Source organism: Micromonospora sp. NPDC000316, assembly GCF_042898885.1.
GTDB lineage: Bacteria > Actinomycetota > Actinomycetes > Mycobacteriales > Micromonosporaceae > Micromonospora.
In genome coordinates, this window is record NZ_JBIAZG010000012.1 from 174,034 (window position 1) to 196,651 (window position 22,618).

The following is a 22,618-nucleotide window of genomic DNA, read 5'->3' on the forward strand; positions in this document are numbered from 1 at the left end:
GCACGAGGCGGCTCAGCCGTCGAGAGGCGGCTCAGCCGTCGAGAGGCGGCTCAGCCGTCGCGCCCGCGATCGGGTGCGCTCATGTCGCCCGTGCCGGGCGTGCCGTCGGCGAGGCCGTATCGCAGATAGACAGTGCCCGTCGGGCTGGCCACCGGCGGTTCGAGGAGTGTGACGTTCGTGGGCACGGCGCCACCGTCGAACACCTTCTTTCCGACGCCCAGCACGATCGGGTGCACCCAGAGGTCGAGCCTGTCGAAGAGCCTCTCCCGAAGGAGGGTCTGCACCAGGTTGAGGCTCCCCACGACCTTGATGTGCTCGTGCCGGTCGCGGATCTCGCGCACCGCGCCGGCCAGGTCCGCGTCGAGCAGGCTGGACCCGGCCCACGACAGGTCGGGCGTGCCCCGGGAGGCCACGTACTTCGGGACGCTGTTGAAGAGCGTGGCGATCGCGTTGTCCTCGCCGCCCTCCTGGTGCGGCCAGTAGGCGGCGAAGATGTCGTACGTTCGCCGGCCCAGCAGCAGGGCGTCGGTGCCCTCGTACGCGGCGAAGACCTGCGCCCCGGAGACCTCGTCCAGCAGGGGCGCCTGCCAGCCGCCGAACGGGAACCCCTCCGGGTCCTCCTCGGGGCCGCCGGGCGCCTGCCCGACGAGGTCGAGGGTTGCGAACATCTCGATGTGGATCAGGCCCATACCTACCCCCGATCAGTGGGTTGTCTCGGTCGAGAGACAGGCCCGTGGGCACCCGCAGACTCATCGCTGCGACGGCACCCCGTTGCCTGCCCGTCGACCGGTCGCCAGCATCTGGCGCATCGGTGGGTGACGCTACCCGCCCCGGCGAACCCGAGCGGGCAGGCGCGACGGTTCTCGACCGCGCGGCGCCGTGGCCCCCGGCGGCCGTACTCCCGTTGCCGTGACGCTGGCCCCTGCCTTGACGCTGGTCCCTTGCCTTGACGCTGGCGACAACGTTTAGCGTGGTCGCCAGGGTTTGGTCGAGGAGGTCGGATGCTTATCGGCGAGCTGGCGGAGCGGGCCGGCACGAGCACCCGCACGCTGCGCTACTACGAGGCGCACGGGTTGGTACGGCCACAGCGGTCGGCCAACGGGTACCGGGTCTACGACGAGGCGGAGCTGCGGGTCGTGCGGGAGATCCGGGCGCTGCTCGACGTCGGCTTCGGCCTCGACGACGTCCGCCCGTTCGTGGCCTGCCTGCGGGCGGGCAACGCGTCCGGCGACGTCTGTCCGGATTCGGTGCTGGTGCTGCGACGCAAGCTCGCGGAGGTCGACGACTACCTCGACCGGCTCGGCGCGGTACGTCAGCAGTTGCACACCCAACTCAGTCACGCCATCGCACACCGGGAGGAATCATGCCCCAGGAAACGACAGTCGGGTCACTGATCACCGTCACCGACGACACGTTCGCCGAGCTGGTCCTGGCCAGCGTGCGGCCCGTGGTGGTCGACTTCTGGGCGGACTGGTGCCCGCCCTGCAAGATGATCGAGAAGAGCCTCGCCGAGTTGGCGGGAGAGGTCGCCGGCCAGATGGTGGTGGCCAAGCTCAACAGCGACGACAACCCGCGGACCACGCGGGCGTACGCCGTCATGTCCCTGCCGACGCTGCTGGTGTTCCGCCGTGGCGAGGTCGTCGGCTCGATCGTCGGGTCCCGGCCGAAGACCTATCTGCGGCAGACCCTGGCCGCGCACGCCGGCCTGTGACGGTCAGCGGCGGTCGAGTTCCGCCTGGAGTCGCTGGATGAGCGTCTTGCGGCCCTTGCCGTCGCGTTCGTTGCGCAGGGCGGTCCGGAGCTGTCGCGTGTCCAGGCCACGGACGAGCTTGGCCGCCTCGGCGACCGACATCTCCGACATCCGGCCGGCCGTGGTGGCGTCCTTGCGCGCCCGTTTGGCCGGGCCGGTGTTGGCGACGTACTGCCTGCCGGAGCGGGACACGTCACGCTTCTTGGTGTCGGTCGCGCGCTTCTGATTGTCCGACAGCTCCTCCCAGGCACGCTTGGGCAGGTAACGGCTCGTTGTGTTGCCCCGGCGGGCACGGGTGTCGCCCTCCTTCGTCTGCCAGTGCTCGTTGCCCCAGCGCTGAAGGGACTTCTGCCGCTCGTCCTTTTCGCCCAGGAATCCCCCGCCGCGCCTCTTGTACTCCTGAGTGAGCAGCTGCGACTTGCGAGCCGACCACTGCCCCTGCCTGCCGCCCCTGTCGGAAGCCTTGATCTCTTCCTTGATCTGCTCCCGAAGCTCGGGCTTCGTGTAGCGCGCCATGGATCGCAGCTACCCGACACCACACCGGCTATGCGTCAGGCGTGCCGTCTTGACCTCAACCGCACGCGAGGTTCTAGCCTCCTTGCGGAGGTACGGAATGAGTATGGAATTTGCCGCGTGGACGTCCCTGCACCGCGCGATGAACGCGCAGGACGAGCGACCACTGTCCCGTGCCACCCTGAAGCGCATCGGGCGGTTCGCGAAGCCACACCAGGCCCTGATCGTCAGGTTCCTGCTGTTGAGCGTGGTGACAGCCGTGCTCACGGTGGCCGCGCCGGTCCTCGCAGGCCGGGTGGTCGATGCGATAGTCGACGGCGCCGACAGTGGCGTCGTGATCCGGTTGGCGGTGCTGATCGCCGTGATCGCGCTTGCCGAGGCCGGCCTCGGCCTGGTGACGCGTTTCCTGTCCGCAAGCATCGGTGAGGGGCTTATCGTCCAACTGCGGACAGCCGTCTTCGACCATGTCCAGCGCATGCCTGTGGCGTTCTTCACCAGGACCCGTACCGGCGCTCTGGTAAGTCGTTTGAACAACGACGTGATCGGCGCGCAACGGGCGTTCAGCGGCACCCTGTCGAGCGTGGTCGGCAACGCGGTCACCCTGGCCCTGACCCTGACGGTGATGCTCACCTTCTCGTGGCAGATCACGCTGCTGGCGCTCGTACTCCTGCCGATCTTCGTGCTCCCGGCCCGCCGGATGGGTTCGCGGCTCGCCCGGTTGCAGCGCGAGGCGGCCGAGCACAACGCGGCCATGAGCACCCGGATGACCGAACGGTTCTCCGCGCCCGGGGCGACGCTTGTCAAGCTGTACGGACGTCCGGCCGAGGAGTCGGCCGAGTTCGCGGCGCGGGCGCGGCGGGTGCGCGACATCGGCATCCGCACCGCCATGCTCCAGTGGGTCTTCATCACCGCGCTCACAGTTGTCGGCTCGCTGGCGCTGGCCCTGGTCTACGGGCTCGGCGGTCTGTACGCCCTGCGGGGCAGCCTCGACGCCGGCACCGTGGTCACGCTCGCGCTACTGCTGTCTCGCCTCTACGCGCCGTTGACCTCGCTTGCCAGCGCTCGGGTCGAGGTGATGAGCGCGCTTGTGAGCTTCGAGCGGGTGTTCGAGGTCCTCGATCTCAAGCCGCTGATCCTCGACAAAACCGACGCCCGGCCGCTTCCGGACGGACCTGTCGCGGTGGAGTTCGACGGGGTTCGGTTCGGCTACCCGTCGGCCGAGAAGGTGTCGCTGGCGTCCCTGGAGGATGTGGCGAAGCTCGACACACGCGGCGGCGAGGAGGTGCTGCACGGGGTGTCGTTCCGCGCCGAGGCGGGCCAGATGGTCGCCCTCGTCGGCTCCTCCGGGGCGGGCAAGTCGACGATCGCCCAACTCGTGCCGCGCCTGTACGACGTCGAGGAGGGCGCGGTGCGGCTCGCCGACGTCGACGTACGCGACCTGTCGGCCGAATCGATCCGCGCGGCGCTCGGCGTGGTCACCCAGGACGGGCACCTGTTCCACGAGAGCATCCGCGCCAACCTGGAGTTCGCCGCGCCGGGCGCGACCGAGGAGGAGATGTGGGATGTGCTGCGGCGGGCCCGTCTGGACACGTTGATCCGCTCACTCCCGGACGGGCTCGACACCGTCGTCGGTGAACGGGGATACCGATTGTCGGGCGGTGAACGGCAACGGCTCACCATCGCTCGGCTCCTGCTGGCCCGTCCCCGTGTGGTCATTCTCGACGAGGCCACGGCACATCTGGACTCCACGTCGGAGGCCGCCGTCCAAGAGGCCCTCGCGGAGGCGTTGGACGGCCGGACGAGCGTGGTCATCGCACACCGGTTGTCCACCATCCGGGCTGCGGACCAGATCCTCGTCGTCGAGGACGGCCGCATCGTGGAGCGCGGACGACACAGCGAACTGCTCGCCGCCGGTGGCCGGTACGAGGATCTGTACCGCACCCAGTTCGACCAGGACGACCCGGCGACACCGCAGGAACGGGTAGCGGCCGTCTAACATGGCGCCGCCCACCACGGTGAGCCCGTGGTGGGCGGCTGCCATGCGGTGATCAGTCGTCGTCGCCGGCCTCGTCGTCGTCATCGTCGTCATCGTCGTTGTCATCGTCGTCGTCGTCGTTGTCATCGTCGTCGTCGTCGACCGGCTCCTGCTCGGCCTTGACCACCGTGCCGTTGTCCCGGTCGACGTCCACCTCGTGCTCGGTGTCGCCCGCGACGATCTCGACACTCCAGACCGGCCGGCCGTTCTCCTGCTCGGCCTCGACCTCGACGATCTGCCCACCACCGGCCCGGGCCAGCGCGATCTCGCCAGCACGCTGCTGGTCGACGGCAGCGCCGGCCGGCGCCGCGGAACTCGACGGGGCGACGCTGGTCCCCGGAGTGGGGGTGCCGCTGCTTGTGGCGCTGCCATCAGGCGTTGCCGTGGGGTCGACAGTGGCGGCGGCCAGCACCGTACCGCGGGCCGGCGGGCCGGCGGCGACGTTGACGCCGATGGCGGTCCCGGCCACGGCCAGCACGGCCACCCCGCCGACCGACGCCAGGAGCAGAGAGCTGCGCTTCATCGTGGTGTCACCTTTCCTCGTTGTTGATATCGAGGATCGGCCGAAGCCCGATAGGGGCGCGCTGTGCGGATGCTAAGGCCGGGTTAAGCCGTCGGCGGCAGGCGCACCCGATGGTGTCGGCGGCCCGAGCCGGAGCAGCACCCGCGTCCCGCCTCCAGGTGCGGTGAACAGCTCCAGCCGGCCGCCTCCGGCCTGCGCGGCGCGGCGGGCGATGTCCAGGCCGAGGCCCGTCGACCCGGCCGAGCTGGCACCCCGCTGGACCGCCCCGGCCGGCATCCCCGGCCCCTCGTCGGCGACGGTGAGCAGCACCTCCCCCGCGTCCTCGGCCAGCCGGACGGCAAGCGGTGTCCCGTCGGGGGTGTGCGCGAAGACGTTGCCCAGCAATGCGTCCACGGCGGCAGCCAGGTCGTCGGCGGGCACCCCGACGAGGAGCGGGCCGGGGGCCAGGTCGAGGCTGACGGCGCGCCCGGTGTCCTCGGCCAGCACCGACCAGAACGCGACCCGTTCGGCGACGATCGCCGCGGCGTCCGAGGAGGCGGCGCCCGGTGCCGGCGTACGCCAGCGGGCCTGCCGGATCAGCCCGGTGACCGCCCGTTCGAGCCCGTCGGCGGCGGCGGTGATCCGGGCCGCGTCGTCCGGGTCGCGCAACGACTCGGCCTCCAGCCGCAGCGCCGTCAGCGGTGTACGCAGCCGGTGCGACAGGTCGGCGACCTGCTCACGTTCCTGCACCAGGAGAACCTGGATCCGGCCCGCCAGGTGGTTGAGCGCGCCGGCGACCTCGCGCAACTCCGCCGGGCCGGCCGGCACCACCCGGGCGTCCAACTCGGCGTTCGCCAGGCGGTGCGACACGGCGGACAGCTCGCTGATCGGCCGGACCAGGGTGCGCGCCAGCCGGTCGGCGACCGCCAGCCCGATCAGCACCAGGAGCACCCCGAGCAGGGCCAACACCAGCCAGGCCCGGGTCACCCCGGCGGTCAGCTCCTGTTTCGGAACGACAGTGCGGATCACTCCGGTGCCGTCCGCCCGGCCCTGCACGGCGATGACCACCTCCCGGCCGGCCGCCGACTCGCCGGTGAGGCTCTGCCCGCGCTCGGCCAGGGCCACCGCGGGCGTACGGGGTGCCGGGGCGCCGAGCACAGTGCCGTCGGGCAGGAAGACGCTCACCGGTCGACCGGACTCGGCGGCGAGCTGCTCGACGGTGAGCCGGATGGTGGCCGCGTCGGCGGTGCCGACCACCGGCACCAGGCTCTGCGCGTCGGCGGTGGCCCGGACGGTGGCCCGGTCCTCGGCGACGGTGCGCACCAGCAGCGCCAGCGGCACCAGGAACGCGATGAGGGTGAGCACGCTTACCGCCGCGACAAGCAGCGCGAGGCGGGCCCTCACCGCCGCGCCACCGGCGCTTCCAGCCGCACACCGACGCCGCGCACGGTGTGCAGGTAGCGGGGCTGCTGGGCGCTCTCCCCCAGCTTGCGGCGCAGCCAGGACAGGTGCACGTCGACGGTCTTGTCCGCGCCGCCGTACGGGATCTGCCACACCTCGGTGAGCAGCTCACGTTTGGTGACCACCTGGCCTGGTCGTCCCGCGAGGTGGTGCAGCAGGTCGAACTCGCGGGGCGTCAGCTCCACAGTCGTACCGTCCAGGGTGACCTGTCGGGCCCGGGGGTCGACGCGGAGGCCGCCCACGACGAGCGCCGGGTCCTGCGTGTCGACGCCGGCCGGGCCACGCCGCAGCACCGCGCGGACGCGGGCGTCGAGCTGCGCCGCGGTGAACGGCTTGACCACGTAGTCGTCGGCACCGGCGTCGAGGACCCGGACGATCTCGGTCTCGTCGTCGCGGGCGGTGGCCACGATGACCGGCACCGAGCTGACGGCGCGCAGCATCCGCAGCAGTTCCCGCCCGTCCAGGTCGGGCAGGCCCAGGTCGAGCACCACGAGGTCGGGGCGGTCCTCCAGGGCGTCGCGGAGCCCTGCCATCGCGGTCGAGGCCGCAGCCACCGCGTGCCCGCGTTCGCGCAGAGCACGGATCAGCGGCGTACGGATGGTCAGGTCGTCCTCGACGAGCAGCAGGCGGGCCACAGCTGGCAGGCTAGCCGCTGCGGCCGAGGTCGGGGCACGCGTTAGCACTGCCTTAACGCCCGGATGTGCCGGCCACAACAATGGATCGGGGATAGTCAGGGGATGGGCCGTCGTTCGATTCTCGTCGCCACCGGTTGGGTGGCGACCGCCGCCGTGGCCACCCTGATCGGGTTGGGCGCGATCCGGCTGGTGGGCGAGAGCATCACCGGCACCCCGGGCGGGGTGCGCAGCGAGGCGGAGATCGAGCGCGCGCTCGCGTCGCCGGAGCCGACACCCACCGGCACGACGCCGGGCGTCGCGCCGGGCACGGCGACCGCCGCGCCGAGCGCCAGCTCCGGCGTCCGCCGGGTGTTCGCCACCGGGGGCGGCACGGCCGTGGCCGAGTGCGGCACCGACGGTGTACGCCTCGTCTCCTGGGCGCCCGCGCAGGGTTACCGGGTCCGCGACGTGGACCGGGGCCCGGACGACGACGTCGAGGTCACGTTCGAGGGGTCGGCCGGCGAGCACGAGCTGAAGGTGCGCTGCATCGGCTCGGAGCCGGTGGCGGTCACCGACGACTGAGCCCCACACGGCCCTCCCGCCGCACCTCGGAAGCGGCTTGGTGCTGTCTGCGCGGCACTCCCCCGCGGCCGGCCTCACGAGAGGCCGACGCCCGGCACCCCTGAGCGCAGTCCTCAGTGGGTCCCGACGGAGCGCGTCGGTCGCTGTCGCAGGGCCGGCAGCGCGGGCACGAGCGCCACAAGCATGCACAGGCCGCCCAGTGGAAGCAGGTCGAGGTTGACGGCCGGCGCAAGGATGCCGACGAGCAGCAGCGGCACGCTCCACCACGGCAGTCGCCGGCTGGCGACCAGCATGCCCGCGAGGACGACCAGGCCGAGGAAGAAGAGTTGGGGTACGACGTCGTAGAAGGCGATCTCGACGCCGGGGATGTCCTTGAAGTCGGCGCCGAGCGCCGACATCTCCGCCCGGTCCGCCGCCATCAGCCCCTCCACGATGTCGGCACCGAACTGCACCATCGTGGCGGCGAGCCCGACCAGCGTGAGGGCCACCACGCCGGTGCGCCACGGGCTGCGGGGCAGCAGGCGGGCCAACGCCAGGACGGCCGGTACGAAGAACACCATGCCCGCGAGGCCGACCAGGTGCGCGGCCTGCCAGTCCAGGCCCGGCCCGTACGTCCCGTCGGACCTCCCCCACAGCCGGAGGAGTCCGTAGCCGACGATGCAGGTCGGCCCGGCGACCAGAAAGATCGAAGCTCTTCTCATGAATGCCATCCTCTGGCCGTCGGCGTCGGTCCGACCTCCGGGCGCTGCCCTGGCACGGCCCCGGTCTTCGCCTCAGGTCTTCCACTGAGCAACCCTGAGCAACGTCGACTGCCGGCGCTGCTCAGGGTTGCTCAGTCGACGATGACGCCCAGCCCCGCGACGAGGACGCCGACCATGCGACGCGCGTCGTAGCGGGGGTCGTCCGCGCCTATGCAGAGGTTGCCGACGCCGCGCAGCACCTCGACGGCGTGCAGGTCGGATCGGATCTCACCGGCCGTGGCGGCGGCGTCGAGCAGTTGAGCGCACACGGGCACCAGCCGGTCGAGAAAGTAGGCGTGCAGCGACTGGAAGGCGGCGTTGTCGGACTGCAACGCCTCGGCGAGGCCGTGCTTGGTGACGAGGAAGTCGACGAAGAGGTCGATCCATTGCGCCAGCGCCACGTGCGGTGTGGCGCTGCTGGCCAGTAAGGCTGGCCCGGCCTCGGCGCACGCCTCGACCTGGTGTCGGTAGACGGCCACGATGAGGTCGGCGCGCGTCGGGAAGTGGCGGTAGATCGTGCCGACGCCGACGCCTGCCCGGGCGGCGATGTCGCGGACGGGCACGTCGACGCCGGAGGCGATGAAGGCCGAGGCGGCGGCGTCCAGGAGGGTCGCCTCGTTGCGTCGGGCGTCGGCCCGTTTCCGCGGTGCCGGCCGCGCTGATCCGCTGTCGATGTCGGCCACCACGCCGCTACCTCCGTCACCTGGTTGGCAAACGGAACCATGTTCCGTATATTGGTTAGCGGAACACGGCTCCGCTTGCCCAGTTTGCCAGAGCAGGTGAGCCGCCGCCAGCACACCCCTGCCGCACGGAGGAACAGTCATGCAGTACCGCACCTTGGGCCGCACAGGCGTCCAGGTCAGCACGCTCTCGTTGGGCGCCATGAATTTCGGCGCAATCGGACGAACCACCCAGGAGGAGACGACAGCGATCATCGACGCCGCCCTGGAGGCGGGCATCAACCTCATCGACACCGCCGACATGTACAGCCAGGGCGAGTCGGAGGAACTCGTCGGCAGGGCCATCGCCGGCCGCCGCGACGACATCGTGCTGGCCACCAAGGCGAGCATGCCCATGGGCGACGAGCGCAACCATCGGGGCAGCTCACGCCGCTGGCTGGTCACCGAGCTGGACAACAGCCTGCGGCGCCTGGGCGTCGACCACGTCGACCTCTACCAGATCCACAGGTGGGACCCGACCACAAGCGACGAGGAGACCCTGTCGGCGCTTACCGACCTGCAACGGGCCGGGAAGATCCGCTACTTCGGCTCCTCGACCTACCCCGCGTACCGGATCGTGCAGGCCGAGTGGGCCGCCCGGGAGAACCACCTCAGCCGGTACGTCACCGAACAGCCCAGCTACTCGATCCTGCAGCGCGGGATCGAAGCCCACGTCCTGCCCGTGACCCAGCAGTACGGCCTCGGCGTGCTCGCCTGGAGCCCACTGGCCTCGGGATGGCTGTCGGGCGCGGTCCGGGCCGGCCAGGAGATCAGCACCAACCGTTCCAACGTCCTGCCCGAGCGCTTCGACCTCGGCATCCCGGCCAACCGGGCCCGGCTCGACGCCGTCGAGCAGCTTGCCGTCGTGGCCGACAAGGCCGGCCTCACCATGATCCAGCTCGCGCTCGGGTTCGTCACCGCGCACCCCGCCGTGACAAGCGCCCTGATCGGCCCCCGCACCATGGAGCACCTGCGCTCCCAGCTCGCCGCCGCCGACACGGTGCTCTCGGCGGACGTGCTCGACGCCATCGACGCCATCGTCGCGCCCGGTGTCGACCTTGCCCCAGGCGAGAAGTTCGACACCCCACCCGCCCTGCTCGACCCGACACTGCGGCGTCGCTGACCCGAGAGGAGGCTGTCACATGCACCATGGGCACCGAACTCAGTTCGGGATCATGACCGCTCCGTCGCAGGTCGACTACCAGGACGTCCTGCGGGTCTGGCGCGAGGCGGACGCGATCCCGACCATCGAGCACGCCTGGCTCTTCGATCACCTGATGCCGATCGCCGGCGACCCCAGCGGGCCGACGTACGAGGGCTGGACACTCCTCTCGGCCCTCGCCGCGCAGACCCGACGCCTGCGCCTCGGTCTGCTGGTGACAAGCAATCGCTTCCGACCGCCCGCGATGCTCGCCAAGATCGCCACGACCGTCGACGTGGTCTCCGGCGGGCGGCTGGACTTCGGCATCGGCGGGGGTTCACGGCCCGGTCATCCACTGGCCCGGCGTGAGTACGCGGCGCACGGGCTGCCCTTCCACGACTTCGCCCACTCGGTGGGGAGCCTCGCGGAAGCGTGCACGGTCATCCGACGCCTGTGGACCGAGGCGGAACCCTTCGACTTCCACGGCACGTACGTCGATCTCACCGGCGCCTTCGGCAACCCCAAGCCGGTCCAGCGTCCGCACCCGCCGATCCTCATCGGCGGACGGTCCGCGCCGGTCCTGCGGGTGGTCGCCGAGCACGCCGACCTGTGGAATATCCCGGGCGGCGACATCGACGACGCCGTCCACCGGAGTGCGCTGCTGGACCGCTACTGCGCCGAGATCGGTCGCGACCCCGCGTCGATCAGACGATCCATGGTCCTCCAGGTCTCCTACGACGAGCCCGACACGACCCTGGAGGCGATCGGCGCGGCGATCGACGCCGGGTTCTCGCACATCGTTCTGGGGCTCTCGGCGCCGTACCCCGAGCGCGTCGCGCAGTGGGTCAGCGACCGGCTCGTCACCCCGTCCGGCTAGCACCTGGAGTTCACCGGAAGGTGGTGTCCCGGGACGGCGGCCGGGCCAACCGCTGTCGTAGGGTGCCACCATGGCGTACCCCGCTCGGCCCGAAGTCGGGCCTCGCGGGAGGCACCGGGGCCGCCGCCGGCAGTGCCGTGCCGCAGCCCGATGACGTCGACCTGGTGGGCCGCTGCGCCGCCCCGACGTGTCAGCCACCTGCCGGCCGCCGACCCCGAACTGCTGCGGGTAGCGCTCGACCCGCTGCCCCCGGGCGCACCGGCTGTCGTGCACTACCGGCCAGCGGCCGTCGGCACGCTGGGTGACCTGGTGAGCACCCTGCTCGACCAGTTGGACAGCATGGCGCTCGCGATGTTTCCCAACTGGTTGCCGGGCGCGGCCGGCTTCGACGGTCCGGGCGGGCTGAGCGTCGCGGCGGCAGGCTCGCTGGCGGCCCGCACCGCCGCCCGGTCGCGGCACTTCGGCCCGTTCCTGATCGACCTGGCCGAGCGCGCGACACGCGGCACCCGGCGGCCCGGCGACCAGTTCCGCTTTCCAGCGGAGGTACGCGCCGCCGGGCTCGCCCGGGTGATCGCCGACGCGTACGACCGCACGGAGTGCGTCCTTCTCGTCACCGTGCCCGAGTTGGGCCCGGACGCCGAACGGACACTCGTGGCCGCCGCCGAATGGCTGGTGCGCCACGGCGGCTTCACGGTGTGGCTGACCGGCGCCGCGATGCGGCACGCGGACCGGGTCCGTTCGGTGCCGATGACGGTGCCGGCGCGCTTCGCCGACCTGGCCGACCCGAGCGGTCGGATACCGGACGTGATCGGCTCACCGGAACCCACGTTGCTGGCCTGGCCGCCGATCGCCGGCGTGCCACGCGGCGACAGCGCAGCCGAGCAGGCACTCGAACGCGCGCTCGTGCCCCACCGGTGGGCGCGCGGCCGACTGTGGAATCGAACGTACGAGCCGCATCTGCTCGGCGAGGCGTACCGGCTGGATCTCTTTTGGCCCGCCGAAGGTCTTGCGGTCGAGGTGGACGGCCCGGAGCATCGAGGGCGAATCGCTTTCGCCAACGACCGGCGGAGGGACGTTCGGCTGCAACTGCTCGGGCTGAACGTGCTCCGCTTCACCAATGAGCAGGTGCTGTCCGACGTACCGGCGGTGGTCGACGGCATCCGTCGGCTGCTGACCCACCGACGCGCGGACGGCACGCATCCCCTTGGAGATGAGACATCATGACGAGCCCGGCGGACGTACCGAGCCTGACGCCGAACCAGATCAACGCCCTCGTGGTGCTGATGGTCGAGGCGCGCCGACTCACAAACGTCGAGCTGCGTGAGCTGGCCGGCTTCTCCCTGACCGGCAAGGACAACAAGCGGCTCGTCGACCTGGGCCTGGTCGAGACCGACCGCCAGCACCGGCCGTTCGCCCACGAGTTGACCGACGAGGGCTGGCGGGTGGTCCGTCAGCTGCACGCCACCGCCCCGCCGAAGTCGGCCGGTTCGGCGACCCGCTCGCTGCTCACCGTCCTGACCAACCTGCACCGCTCGCTGGACCGGCTCCGGGTCAGCCACGGCGACTTCTTCAAGCAGACCGATGACGCGGCTCCGACCGCCGCCACGCCCGAACCGGCCCCGGCCGCGACGGACGTGGAGGCGCTGGTGCGCGAGGCGTACCGCGACCTGGCCGCGGCGCCGGGCGCCTGGGTCGGCCTCGCCGACCTTCGGGACCGGCTCGCCGACACCGACCGGGCCGCCCTGGACACGGCGTTACGAGCGATGGTCGGTCGGGAGGACGTCCGCATCATTCCGACGGCGAACAGCAAGTCGCTGACCCCACGCGACCGGGCGGCGGCCGTGCGGATCGGCAACGAGGACAACCACGCCCTGGCGATCGGCCCGGCGTGATCTCCGACGAGCAGCGGGCCGCCCTGGAGGCGGTGAGCTTCAACCCGGCCGTCACCCCGGACGACGTCTGGCGGGCCAGCCCGCACAACGTCCCCGAGTTGCACGAGAAGGTGGTCGCGGAGATCCTGCGCGGGGTGGGACGGGCGCGCACCGACAACACGACCGTGCCACTCGGCGTCGCCATGCAGGGTCGGGCGGGTGCCGGCAAGACGCACCTGCTCGGCGCGGTCCGTGAGCGCGTCCAGCGCGACGGCGGCTATTTCTTCCTTGTCGACATGGTCAGCGGCAAGACCTTCTGGGAGAGTGTCGCCCTCGCCCTGGTGGAGGGCATGGGCCGCGACGCGATCGGCTGGGGCACCCAGCTGCGTACCTTCCTGCGCCGGCTCACCGCCCAGCTCGGCCTGCCGGTCGAGGTCCGGGACGCGGTCGCCGGCACCCGGCCGGTGACCCGCGAGCACCTGGACACGTTCATCCGAGGGCTGCGCAGCCGCGACCGGGAGGTCGGGCGGGACTGCCAGGACACCGCCCGGGCGCTGGTCCTGCACGGCGCCATCGACTTCGAGGCGCAGGACGTCGGCTACGCCCACCTGATCTCCGAGCCGGGCGACCCGCAGGCGCGGACGGCGTGGGGGTTGAGCGCCGCGCTGCGGACCCCGCAGCAGATCGTGCAGGACATCTCCCGGCTGATGGCACTGACGTTGGACCCGACTGTCATCGCCGTGGATCAGCTCGACACACTCTTCGCCCAGAGCAGCACGGCGCTGTGGGAGCAGCACGCCGGTCTGGAGGACGGCCAGTCGCGGGTGGTCGGCCCTATCGCCGACGGCCTGCTCAAGCTCCGCGACGTCACCCGCCGCACGCTTGTCGTCGTCTCCTGCCTGCCCGACACCTGGGAGCTGCTGACGCGCAGCGCGCCCACCCCGGTCAGTGACCGGTTCCGGCAGGCGACCCTCCCGGATCGGATACCCACTCCGGAGATCGGCCTGGCGATCGTGGCGAAGCGGCTCACCGCCGCGTTCGCGGGATCGCAGTTCGTCCCGCCGCACCCGACCTGGCCCATCGCCCCCGCGGCTTTCGCCGACGCGCCGACCCTGACGCCCCGTGCCCTGCTGCGGCGGGTGGACCGCCACATCGCCTGGTGCCGCGACCACGACGAGGCCACCGAACTCGACAGGCTCATCGACGGCGTCGACAGCCCACCGGCTCCAGTCGTCGTGCCCGGCCGGGCGAGCGACCAGACGGCCGACGAGCAGAAGCTGCGCGAACTGGACGCCCGGTTCGCCGAACTGGTCGCCGCGGCGGACGTTTCGGCCGCGCTCGCTCCGGCCAGCGAGGACGAGCGGATGCCACAACTGCTCGCGGCCGGCCTGGCCGCCTGGATCTCCGAGCAGGCGCCGACCGGCGCCACCTACAAGTACGATCCGCCGCCCGGCCGCAAGCCCGCGCTGCACGGACGGTTGATCGAGGTCCTCGACGAGGCCACCGAGAACGAGGCGCACTGGTGCTTCCGGGCGGTCGCGCACCCCAACGCGATAGCGGTCACCGCGCGGGTCAAGGCCGCGTGCACGATGGCCGGGCTGGACCGGGACCTGCCGCAACGGCGACTGGTGCTGCTGCGCAACGGTCCGTGGCCGACGGGCAAGCGTACGACGGAGGTGTTGACCGCCTTCGACGCGGCCGGCGGCGTCCGGTGCGCGGTGACGGAGGCGGACCTGCGGGTCTTCGCGGCGCTGCGGGTCCTGTCGGGCGAGCCGTCGACGGTCCTGCAGGAGTGGCTGATCACGCGCCGCCCGGCCAGCGGCACGGACCTCTTCCGGGCGGTCCTGCCGGGACCCGACCCGGCACCCTCCGGCACCGTCCACGACTCCTCAGAGGGGCACGCCGACGAGACGTCGGTCGAGGTGACAGTGCCGGTCACCACTGATCCGCCCGACCCGGGGGCGGCCCTCGACGGACGGTCGATCGGGTTGGGACGGACCGTCCAAGCTGGCCAGCCATTCGCGGTGGATCTGGAGTCGCTGCGCCGGCACGCCGTCGTGTTCGCCGGCTCGGGTTCCGGCAAGACAGTGCTCATCCGCCGACTCGTCGAGGAGTGCGCCCGGCAGGGCGTCTCCTCGATCGTGCTCGACCCCAACAACGACCTCGCCCGGCTCGGCGATCCGTGGCCCGAACCGCCGAGCGGCTGGAGCCCCGGTGACGCCGAACGGGCCGCCGACTATCTCGCCCACACCGAGGTGGTGGTGTGGACACCCCGGGTCACCGCCGGCCGTCCGCTGAGTTTTCAGCCGCTGCCCGACTTCACGTCGCTACGCGAATGGCCCGACGAGTTCGACCAGGCGATCCGTTCCGCGGTGGAGGCGCTCGCTCCGCGGGCCGGCGTCGATCGGCCCACCAAGCTGGCCCAGCAGGGCAAGGCCGTGCTCACCGAGGCCCTCCAGGCGTACGCGCGCAGCGGGATGGTCGGCCTGCACGGCTTCGTCGAGTTCCTCGCGGAGTTGCCCGAGGGGGTCAGCCGTCTGACGCGGGCCGACAAGCTCGCCCAGGAGTTGGCCGAGACCCTCAAGGCGGCGATGGTCACCGACCCGCTCTTCGGCGGGATCGGCGCGCCGGCCGACCCGGGGTTGCTGTTGACGCCGTCGCCGGGGCGGCGGGCACGCGTCTCGGTCATCAACTTCGTCGGCCTCACCTCCGACCAGGAACGGCAGAGCTTCGTCAACCAGTTGCAGATGGCGCTCTTCGCCTGGGTGAAGCGGCACCCGGCGGGTGACCGTCCGCTGGGCGGCCTCTTCGTGATGGACGAGGCGCAGACGCTCGCCCCGTCGACGGGCAACACGGCCTGCACGGCCAGCACCATCGCGCTCGCCTCGCAGGCCCGCAAGTATGGGCTCGGGCTGGTCTTCGCCACCCAGGCGCCCAAGGGTCTGCACAACCAGATCTCCGGCAACGCGACGACGCAGTTCTTCGGGCTGCTCAACGCGCCGGCACAGATCGACGCCGCTCGCCACTTGGCCGAGGCCAAGGGCGGTCGGCTGCCCGATATCGGCCTGCTGAGCAGCGGCGAGTTCTACGTGGCCGGGGAGGGCTTCTCGTTCGTCAAGGTCCGTACCCCGCTGTGCCTCACGCATCACCCGAAGGCGCCGCTGACCCCGGAGGAGGTCGTCGCCCGCGCCCGCCCGGTCGACGGCCCGCGCGCTGGCACGCCGTGAAACGACACCGTGGCGCGGCGGCCGTGAGCCGCCGTGCCACAGAGCGCCGACCCTGGGGTACGAGGGTCAGCTCGCGTTGCAGGACACCGACGGCCAGGTCCAGTTGCCGTTGGTTCCGATGGTGACGCCGAAGTTCGATGGCGAGAGTATTGGTGCGCTATCGACGCGCTGTCAACATTTCTCGGAAACATTGCGGTAACGCGCACAGGGCAGACACCTTCGGTGGCGGATGTTGAGCCAGGTTGTGGGCCTGCCAGCCCGAGCGACTCCGCCACGATCGGCGGCGTAGCCAGCTCGGCCGGACGATCGAGGATAGATAGTTCCGATCAGTTTCCGGATTATCATGCCCGCAGGTGACCCGCTGCCGTGATCGAATCAGTGCTCATCGCGCCGGCCCGACGCCCCGGGAGGCAAGTCGACTCCTGATGAGGCGGGCTCACAGGCCTCGCCAGTGTCGATCTGCGTCCGGGAGGCGTTCCGAAGGGCTTCCGGAAGTTGTTGACGAGTCGGAATTCCCGCTGCAATACTCCGATCCATTACGGTCGATGCGATCCCGCTTCGTCGGAGTTCGGTCGACCTCTCCACCACCACCACCACCCGGATGGCCGGAGCGTGCGTCTCCACGCCTCCCCGCCCGGTAGAAGGGGCACCAGATGAGCACTGTCCCCCTCCGCACCCTCGTACGGTCGAAGCGACTCCGTGCGGGGTTGTCCATCCTCGCCACGGCCGTCGCGGCGTGCGGCGTCGTCGTCGCGGCCACCGCGACCCCGTCCAGCGCCGCCACATGCAACGGCTACGTCGGGCTCACCTTCGACGACGGCCCGACCGGCAGCACAAGCGCGCTGCTGAACGTGCTGCGCGCCAACGGCGTGCGCGCCACCATGTTCAACGTCGGTCAGAACGTCCAGAACAACAGGTCGGCGGCGCAGGCACAGGTGGCCGCCGGCATGTGGGTCGGCAACCACAGCTGGAACCACGCCCACATGACGTCGATGAGCCAGTCGCAGATGCAGTCCGACCTGTCCCAGACCAGCTCGGCGATCCAGTCGGCCACCGGCAGCCGGCCCCAGCTGTTCCGGCCCCCATACGGGGAGACCAACTCCACCCTCCAGTCCGTCGCCTCGTCGCTCGGCATGCGACAGGTGATCTGGGACGTGGACTCCCAGGACTGGAACGGCGCCAGCGTCAGCCAGATCGTGGCCAACGCCAGCCGCCTCCAGGCCGGCCAGGTCATCCTCATGCACGACGGGATCCAGAACACCCGTGACGCCATCGGGCAGATCATGGCCAACCTCACCAGCCGCAACCTGTGCCCCGGCATGATCTCGCCGTCCACCGGTCGTGCGGTCGCGCCGGACGGCACGACGCCGCCTCCCGCCACGACCCCGCCACCCGGCACGACCCCGCCGCCTGCCACCACGCCGCCGCCCGCCGGCGGCAGCTGCACCGCGACCGCGACGACCCCCAACGTCTGGGGTGACCGCTACAACACGTCGGTGACCGTCAGCGGCGCCAGCACCTGGTCCGTCGTCGTCGCCCTCACCGCGCCGCAGAAGGTCTCCAGCGTCTGGAACGGCAGCGCCACCTGGGACAGCAGCGGCAACGTCATGACCGTGCGGTCCAATGGCAGCGGCAACACCTTCGGCTTCACCACGATGTTCAACGGCAACAGCTACGCCCGACCGCAGATCCGCTCCTGCACCGCGGGCTGACCTTCGGGACCTGGTCCTGCGGGGCGGGCGGCGGACGCCCCGCAGGACCAGCGCCGGCACGGCGCACCGCCCTCAGAGGTCGACCCGGACCCGGTCGCTGTCGCCGTCGGAGAGGAACGACGCCAGAGCCTCCCCCTCCTCGGTCACGGCGGCGATGTCGGCTCGGGACAGGCGGCCCAGCGGTGTGACGCGCACGGTTTCGGCGTCGACGGTCCAGGTCGCGGCGACCCGGCCGTCGACCAGCACCACCCGATCACCGGCGACCGACAGGCCGCGATGAGCGTGGTCGATGATCCGGCTACGATCGTCGTAGCCGAGTATCGCGTTGTCGAACGCCGGCAGAAACCGTACCGGCGCGGGCGCACTGGTCGAGCAGGTCGGTCCGCCCCGGGTCGAGCGCCGCGGCTGGGATGGTCGTAGCGGTCATGGCGACGGGTCCTTCCGGTCGGTGTCGGGCACGAGACGACGATCGCAGGTGAAGAGGTCAGGCTGTGCCCGCCTCTCGTGGGTGCCATCGACGGCCGTGCCGAGGACCTCAGCTCGACTGTTCTCGCTGCTCCAGACGCGCCTGGGCGCCGCCCATGTCCGGTACGCGGAGCAGGCCGCGGTCGGGCGTGACTCGTACCACTGGTTTGGCGAAGTGTCCGATTCCGCCGGTCAACCGACAGTCTTGGTGGAACTATGCATGACGTGGGAACTGCGGAAACTTCTATGCCTGTCATCTCGCCCCTCGCTGGTGAGCCGATCAAGCGCGCCGACGCCGAGCGACTCGCGGGGGTGCTGAAGGCGTTCGCCGACCCGGCCCGTCTGCGTCTGCTCAGCCTGATCCAGTCCGCGCCGGAGGGCGAGGCGTCGGTCACCGACCTGACCGCGCCGCTCAACCTCTCCCAGCCGACGGTGAGCCATCACCTCCGGATCCTCACCGAGGCCGGCCTGATCGAGCGCGAGAAGCGCGGCGTCTGGGCGTACTACCGGATCGTGCCGTCCGCGATCGCGGCGATCGCCGACCTGCTGACGCCGCCCCGTAAGCGGCCGACGAAGAAGACCCGCTGACGCGGGCCAGCTAGCCGACCGCGGCCGGCGGGCCGCACCGACGATCGCTCAGGGCGAGGTCGGTGGTACGCCCCCGGCGCGCCGTCCTCAGCCGACGCGGGCGACGGCGCCGTTGAAGGACACGTCCTGGTCGGACGGGTGTGGCTGCGGCGCGTCCGCCCGCCGAAGGCTCTCCGCTGCGGATGGTCACCCGGGCCCCCCGTCGCCGCGTCGCTCTCCACCAGGTACACAGTCAGCCGTCGATGCGAGGGCCGGCCCGCGTTGGGCCGGTTGCGGCCGGCCCGCGTCGACGCGTACCCCGGCGAGCATGTCGGCGGTGGTGTGCGCCTGGATGCCGGGCGGCGGGCTGTCGGTGAACTTCCCGACGACCGTTCGCACGTGGCGCTCCGCCGGTTCGGCGAGGCCGTCGTAGACGGCCGCGAACAGCTCGCGGGCCGGCTGACGGAGCCATCCGGCCGGGAGGATCTCCCGGGGCAACTGCGGGTCGAGGACGGGAAAGCGCCGGAAGGTGTCCATGACCTCGGTACGCGCCCGCACCGCCGCCGCGCCGCCGACCTGCCCCGATCGCACCTGCGGCACCAGTGGCGCCCACCGCCGCAGGAAGGCCTCGTAGTGCCCGCCTATCGCTTCGATGTCCCAGGCGTCGATGGGAGCGCGTTGGCCGTCCGCGTCGAGCACGATCTGTCGTCCCCGAAACACGGTGACGGCCCCACCGGTGAGCTGGGCGAGTTGCGCCCGAGCCGGCGGGTTCAACTCGTACGGTGAGATCCACAGCCCGTCGTAGAGCGGCGCGTACCCCAGCCAGCGGAGCTGGCCACGCAGGGCGCGGCGCTGCGTGCCGCGGTCCTGGGGCAGCGAGAAGGCGACTGTCGTCCAGCACCCGTCCCAGGGCTCTGCCGCCGTGGTGGAGGCGAGGATCCAGTTGCCTCCGGCGGAGATGTTGGCGGCGGCGGCCAGACTGAGCCGGTAGGAGCTGCGTCGTCCCTGCCTGCTGCCCTCCAGGACACCTCGACGGGCCAGCCGACTGATCGCGGCGCGGGCGCCGGCCGTCGTCACCCCGGATTCGGCGAGCAGCGCGACGATGGCGGCGGACGGGAGCGTGGCACGGGCCCGCAGTGTGTAGTCCGCCAGAAGGGTCACCGCGACGCCCTGCGGCGAGCTGCCGGCCTGCCGCCGGGGCATTCGGGGTGAGCGCTCCCCATCGTCGGGATAGATCTCCTCGATGTCGAACGGGCTCGTCACAGGGCACTCCGGGCTCTGCTCAGGAATGGGTCCACCGACTGTAGACGGACCGTCGGCGGGCCAGGAGCGCCGAGACCGGAGGGTCGACCAGCACTGATCGAGCTGCATCGATTGACACTTCTTGGTCCGGGGATAACACTAACTGCAACGCGACGCCACAGGGAGCCGGGCACAGGGCAAGCACACGTTGCAGGCGATGCGCGATCACCGCGGGGCACCGGGCACACCCGCGAGCGCGTGGCCCATCTCAGCCGGCACAGCTGATCGAAGGAGTCGTCCCCGTGCGAATCAGAAGGAAACTGTTGCTTGGTCTCGCCGCGTCACTGGCCGCGATCGGCCTTGTCGTTCCCGCCTTCCAACCCGCGTACGCCGCGTCGCTGGCCGAGGTGACAAGCTTCGGAGACAACCCCGGCCGGATGCGCATGCACGTCTACGTGCCGGACACCCGCCCCGCCAGGCCGGCGATCGTGGTGGCCATGCACGGCTGCGGCGGATCCGGCCCCGGCTTCTACTCCGGCAGCGAGTTCGCCAGCCAGGCCGACCGGTACGGATTCATCGTGATCTACCCGAGCGCCACCCAGCAGGCCGGGTTCGGCAACTGCTTCGACACGTGGTCCGACGCCGCCAAGCGCCGCGGCGGCGGCAGCGACCCGGTGTCGATCATCTCCATGATCCGCTACGCACAGCAGCAGTACGGCGGCGACCCCAACCGGGTGTACGCCACCGGCAGCTCGTCCGGCGGCATGATGACAAACCACATGCTGGCGCTCTACCCCGACGTGTTCAAGGCGGGGGCGGCCTTCATGGGCGTGCCGTTCAACTGCTTCGCCGGCGCTGCGGACTACCCGCCCGGGGCCAGCCAGTGCACCGGCGGAAACATGAACCGGACCCCGCAGCAGTGGGGTGACGCGGTCCGCCAGGCGTACCCCGGCTACTCCGGCCCCCGCCCCCGGGTGCAGTTGTGGCACGGCACCGCCGACACGCTCGTTCCGTACTCGCTGCTCCAGGAGACGATCGAGCAGTGGACCAATGTGTTCGGGCTCAGCCAGACACCCACCTCCACCGACACGCCGCAGGCGAACTGGAACCGGCGCAGGTACGCCGACACCAGCGGCACCGTCCAGGTCGAGGCGTACAGCGTCCAGGGCGCCGGGCACAGCCTGCCCAGCGCCGGCATGGCCGCTGCCGCCGTCGCGTTCTTCGGCCTGACCAACCCGACGACCCCGCCGCCCCCGACCACCCCGCCGCCGACCACCCCGCCGCCGACCACCCCGCCGCCGACCACCCCGCCGCCGACGACGCCGCCCCCGACCACCCCGCCGCCGACAACCCCGCCGCCGGCCAGCGGCTGCGGTGTGACAGTGGCAGTCAACGCCTGGAACAACGGGCTGACGGAGAACATCACCATCACCAACAGCGGCAGCAGCGCCATCAACGGCTGGTCCCTGGCCTTCGCTCTGCCGAGCGGGCAGACCATCACTTCCGGCTGGAACGCCTCCTACTCCCCCACCTCGGGGCAGGTGACGGCCAGAAACCTCAACTACAACGCCACAATCCCCGCCAACGGATCGATCACCATCGGCTTCCAGGCCACGCACACAGGTAACACCGCACGGCCCACCTCGTTCACCCTCAACGGCGCGTCCTGCTCGCTCGCCTGACGACTGCGGCCTCCGGGGATGGCGACCACACACATCCCCGGAGTGCCGGCGGTCGCATTCCGGCCGGCACTTTCCGCTGCGGCCCGGCGCGGCGAGGGCGACGGCGTTAGCCGCCGAGGGCTATTCGCCGGCGGGGACCATGTCGGTGACCTCGTCGTAGGTGACCGTCACGGGCGCCTCGCTCGGCGTGTAGATCACACGGATCACGCCGGTCGGGAACACCTCGGTCGCGGTGGCCTTCAGGTGGTACGGCGTGTCGCCGTCGTCGAAGAGCCGGCGGCCCTTGCGCGCCGCCACCGGGTGCACCAGCAGACGCAACTCGTCGACGAGCCCAGCGGCGAGCAGTTGCTGCACCACGGAGATCGAGCCGGGGATGAGGACGCCCTTGATGCCGGCGTCGGCCTTGAGCGCGGCGACCGCGTCGACCAGGTCGCCCTGGATCAGCTCCGAGTTGCGCCAGGTGAACTCCAGCGGCTGGCGGGAGACGACCACCTTGCGGACGTCGCCGAGCTGCTTGGCGAACCCGGCGTCCTCCCCGCCCGCCGCCTCACGGTCGGGCCAGGCGCCCGCGAAGCTGTCGTATGTCTCACGGCCGATGAGCAGCACGTCGGAGGTGTCGTAGTCCTCGCCGACGGCGCGACCCATGTTCTCGTCGAAGTAGGGGAAATGCCAGTCGGGGTCGATCTCGGCCACCCCGTCGGCCGCTATGAACAGTGTGGAGATGACCTTCGCCATCGCGGTGCTCCTTCGAGTCGGGTGATGTCGGCACGTAGACCGCCACAGCATCCCAAACTCACCTGTCCACCACGGCCCCGGGGGGGGGGGGGGGGCCGCCCGCCCGCCCCCCCCCCGGGGGGGCCGGGGGGGGCGGGGGGGGGGGGGGGGTTGGGGGGGGGGGGGGGGGCCCGGGGGCCGCGG

The 22,618-nt window shown here is 71.4% G+C and carries 21 protein-coding genes and 1 pseudogene; 12 read left to right on the forward strand and 10 right to left on the reverse strand.

Annotated features, from left to right (window positions below):
• Window positions 1–50 precede the first annotated feature (50 nt).
• Window positions 51–689 (reverse strand): dihydrofolate reductase family protein, encoded by a 639-nt coding sequence (locus ACFY2Q_RS22205; RefSeq protein WP_387133209.1) that lies wholly within the window; start codon window positions 687–689, stop codon window positions 51–53.
• Window positions 690–1,001: 312 nt separating this feature from the next.
• On the opposite strand from ACFY2Q_RS22205, the gene ACFY2Q_RS22210 reads away from it, so the two are divergent.
• Both ACFY2Q_RS22210 and trxA read left to right on the forward strand, forming a co-directional pair.
• Window positions 1,002–1,394 (forward strand): MerR family transcriptional regulator, encoded by a 393-nt coding sequence (locus tag ACFY2Q_RS22210; protein WP_387133210.1) that lies wholly within the window; start codon window positions 1,002–1,004, stop codon window positions 1,392–1,394.
• Window positions 1,364–1,711, forward strand: a complete 348-nt coding sequence (gene trxA, locus ACFY2Q_RS22215; RefSeq protein WP_387133212.1) for a thioredoxin — start codon at window positions 1,364–1,366, stop codon at window positions 1,709–1,711. Before ACFY2Q_RS22210 ends, trxA begins: the two co-directional genes overlap by 31 nt.
• A 3-nt stretch (window positions 1,712–1,714) precedes the next feature.
• On the opposite strand, the gene ACFY2Q_RS22220 is transcribed toward trxA, so the two are convergent.
• Window positions 1,715–2,266, reverse strand: a complete 552-nt coding sequence (locus tag ACFY2Q_RS22220) for a DUF5872 domain-containing protein (RefSeq protein WP_387133214.1) — start codon at window positions 2,264–2,266, stop codon at window positions 1,715–1,717.
• Between the two features lie 97 nt (window positions 2,267–2,363).
• Between ACFY2Q_RS22220 and ACFY2Q_RS22225 the strand changes: the two genes are divergently transcribed.
• Window positions 2,364–4,259, forward strand: a complete 1,896-nt coding sequence (locus ACFY2Q_RS22225) for an ABC transporter ATP-binding protein (protein WP_387133216.1) — start codon at window positions 2,364–2,366, stop codon at window positions 4,257–4,259.
• Window positions 4,260–4,311: 52 nt separating this feature from the next.
• Here the strand turns inward: ACFY2Q_RS22225 and ACFY2Q_RS22230 are convergent, their stop codons facing one another.
• The 3 genes from ACFY2Q_RS22230 to ACFY2Q_RS22240 all read right to left on the reverse strand — a co-directional run bounded on the left by ACFY2Q_RS22230 (window position 4,312) and on the right by ACFY2Q_RS22240 (window position 6,896).
• Window positions 4,312–4,821, reverse strand: a complete 510-nt coding sequence (locus tag ACFY2Q_RS22230) for a PepSY domain-containing protein (protein ID WP_387133218.1) — start codon at window positions 4,819–4,821, stop codon at window positions 4,312–4,314.
• A 72-nt stretch (window positions 4,822–4,893) separates the two neighbouring features.
• Window positions 4,894–6,204, reverse strand: coding sequence for an ATP-binding protein (locus ACFY2Q_RS22235; protein WP_387133220.1), 1,311 nt, complete (start codon window positions 6,202–6,204; stop codon window positions 4,894–4,896).
• The gene (locus ACFY2Q_RS22240) at window positions 6,201–6,896 is read right to left on the reverse strand and encodes a response regulator transcription factor (protein WP_387133221.1); all 696 of its coding nucleotides are present in this window, start codon (window positions 6,894–6,896) and stop codon (window positions 6,201–6,203) included. Before ACFY2Q_RS22240 ends, ACFY2Q_RS22235 begins: the two co-directional genes overlap by 4 nt.
• A 102-nt stretch (window positions 6,897–6,998) precedes the next feature.
• Here ACFY2Q_RS22240 and ACFY2Q_RS22245 point away from each other — a divergent pair, with 102 nt between their 5' ends.
• Window positions 6,999–7,457 carry a septum formation initiator gene (locus ACFY2Q_RS22245; protein ID WP_387133223.1) on the forward strand — a complete coding sequence of 153 codons (459 nt, stop codon included), beginning with the start codon at window positions 6,999–7,001 and terminating at the stop codon, window positions 7,455–7,457.
• Between the two features lie 113 nt (window positions 7,458–7,570).
• On the opposite strand, the gene ACFY2Q_RS22250 is transcribed toward ACFY2Q_RS22245, so the two are convergent.
• Together ACFY2Q_RS22250 and ACFY2Q_RS22255 are read right to left on the reverse strand one after the other, a co-directional pair.
• The gene (locus ACFY2Q_RS22250) at window positions 7,571–8,158 is read right to left on the reverse strand and encodes a hypothetical protein (RefSeq protein WP_387133225.1); all 588 of its coding nucleotides are present in this window, start codon (window positions 8,156–8,158) and stop codon (window positions 7,571–7,573) included.
• Between the two features lie 131 nt (window positions 8,159–8,289).
• On the reverse strand, window positions 8,290–8,880 hold the full coding sequence (locus ACFY2Q_RS22255) for a TetR/AcrR family transcriptional regulator (protein WP_387133242.1): 591 nt from the start codon (window positions 8,878–8,880) through the stop codon (window positions 8,290–8,292).
• A 139-nt stretch (window positions 8,881–9,019) separates the two neighbouring features.
• Here ACFY2Q_RS22255 and ACFY2Q_RS22260 point away from each other — a divergent pair, with 139 nt between their 5' ends.
• The 6 genes from ACFY2Q_RS22260 (at window position 9,020) to ACFY2Q_RS22285 (ending at window position 17,744) form a co-directional block, all read left to right on the forward strand.
• A complete protein-coding gene (locus ACFY2Q_RS22260) occupies window positions 9,020–10,039 on the forward strand; it encodes an aldo/keto reductase (RefSeq protein WP_387133226.1) in 1,020 nt (339 codons plus the stop codon).
• 52 nt (window positions 10,040–10,091) lie between these two features.
• Window positions 10,092–10,934: an LLM class flavin-dependent oxidoreductase gene (locus ACFY2Q_RS22265; protein ID WP_387133228.1), complete on the forward strand. Its 843-nt coding sequence runs from the start codon at window positions 10,092–10,094 to the stop codon at window positions 10,932–10,934.
• A 150-nt stretch (window positions 10,935–11,084) separates the two neighbouring features.
• Window positions 11,085–12,158 (forward strand): endonuclease domain-containing protein, encoded by a 1,074-nt coding sequence (locus ACFY2Q_RS22270; protein ID WP_387133229.1) that lies wholly within the window; start codon window positions 11,085–11,087, stop codon window positions 12,156–12,158.
• Window positions 12,155–12,826 (forward strand): hypothetical protein, encoded by a 672-nt coding sequence (locus ACFY2Q_RS22275; protein WP_387133231.1) that lies wholly within the window; start codon window positions 12,155–12,157, stop codon window positions 12,824–12,826. Before ACFY2Q_RS22270 ends, ACFY2Q_RS22275 begins: the two co-directional genes overlap by 4 nt.
• Window positions 12,823–16,032 carry an ATP-binding protein gene (locus tag ACFY2Q_RS22280; protein ID WP_387133232.1) on the forward strand — a complete coding sequence of 1,070 codons (3,210 nt, stop codon included), beginning with the start codon at window positions 12,823–12,825 and terminating at the stop codon, window positions 16,030–16,032. The genes ACFY2Q_RS22275 and ACFY2Q_RS22280 overlap by 4 nt, the downstream gene beginning before the upstream one ends.
• A 653-nt stretch (window positions 16,033–16,685) precedes the next feature.
• A complete protein-coding gene (locus tag ACFY2Q_RS22285; RefSeq protein ID WP_387133234.1) occupies window positions 16,686–17,744 on the forward strand; it encodes a polysaccharide deacetylase family protein in 1,059 nt (352 codons plus the stop codon).
• A 72-nt stretch (window positions 17,745–17,816) separates the two neighbouring features.
• On the opposite strand, the pseudogene ACFY2Q_RS22290 reads toward ACFY2Q_RS22285, so the two are convergent.
• Window positions 17,817–18,098, reverse strand: a pseudogene (locus ACFY2Q_RS22290) (DNA glycosylase AlkZ-like family protein); the annotation flags it as partial.
• Window positions 18,099–18,425: 327 nt separating this feature from the next.
• Between ACFY2Q_RS22290 and ACFY2Q_RS22295 the strand changes: the two are divergent.
• On the forward strand, window positions 18,426–18,797 hold the full coding sequence (locus ACFY2Q_RS22295; RefSeq protein ID WP_167944206.1) for a helix-turn-helix transcriptional regulator: 372 nt from the start codon (window positions 18,426–18,428) through the stop codon (window positions 18,795–18,797).
• Between the two features lie 186 nt (window positions 18,798–18,983).
• Here ACFY2Q_RS22295 and ACFY2Q_RS22300 read toward each other — a convergent pair whose 3' ends face one another.
• A complete protein-coding gene (locus ACFY2Q_RS22300; protein ID WP_387133236.1) occupies window positions 18,984–20,039 on the reverse strand; it encodes a PaaX family transcriptional regulator C-terminal domain-containing protein in 1,056 nt (351 codons plus the stop codon).
• 281 nt (window positions 20,040–20,320) lie between these two features.
• Between ACFY2Q_RS22300 and ACFY2Q_RS22305 the strand changes: the two genes are divergently transcribed.
• Complete coding sequence (locus tag ACFY2Q_RS22305; RefSeq protein ID WP_387133238.1) at window positions 20,321–21,700, forward strand: PHB depolymerase family esterase; 1,380 nt, start codon at window positions 20,321–20,323, stop codon at window positions 21,698–21,700.
• A 120-nt stretch (window positions 21,701–21,820) separates the two neighbouring features.
• Here the strand turns inward: ACFY2Q_RS22305 and ACFY2Q_RS22310 are convergent, their stop codons facing one another.
• The gene (locus ACFY2Q_RS22310) at window positions 21,821–22,435 is read right to left on the reverse strand and encodes a dihydrofolate reductase family protein (RefSeq protein ID WP_387133240.1); all 615 of its coding nucleotides are present in this window, start codon (window positions 22,433–22,435) and stop codon (window positions 21,821–21,823) included.
• Between the last annotated feature and the right edge of the window lie 183 nt (window positions 22,436–22,618).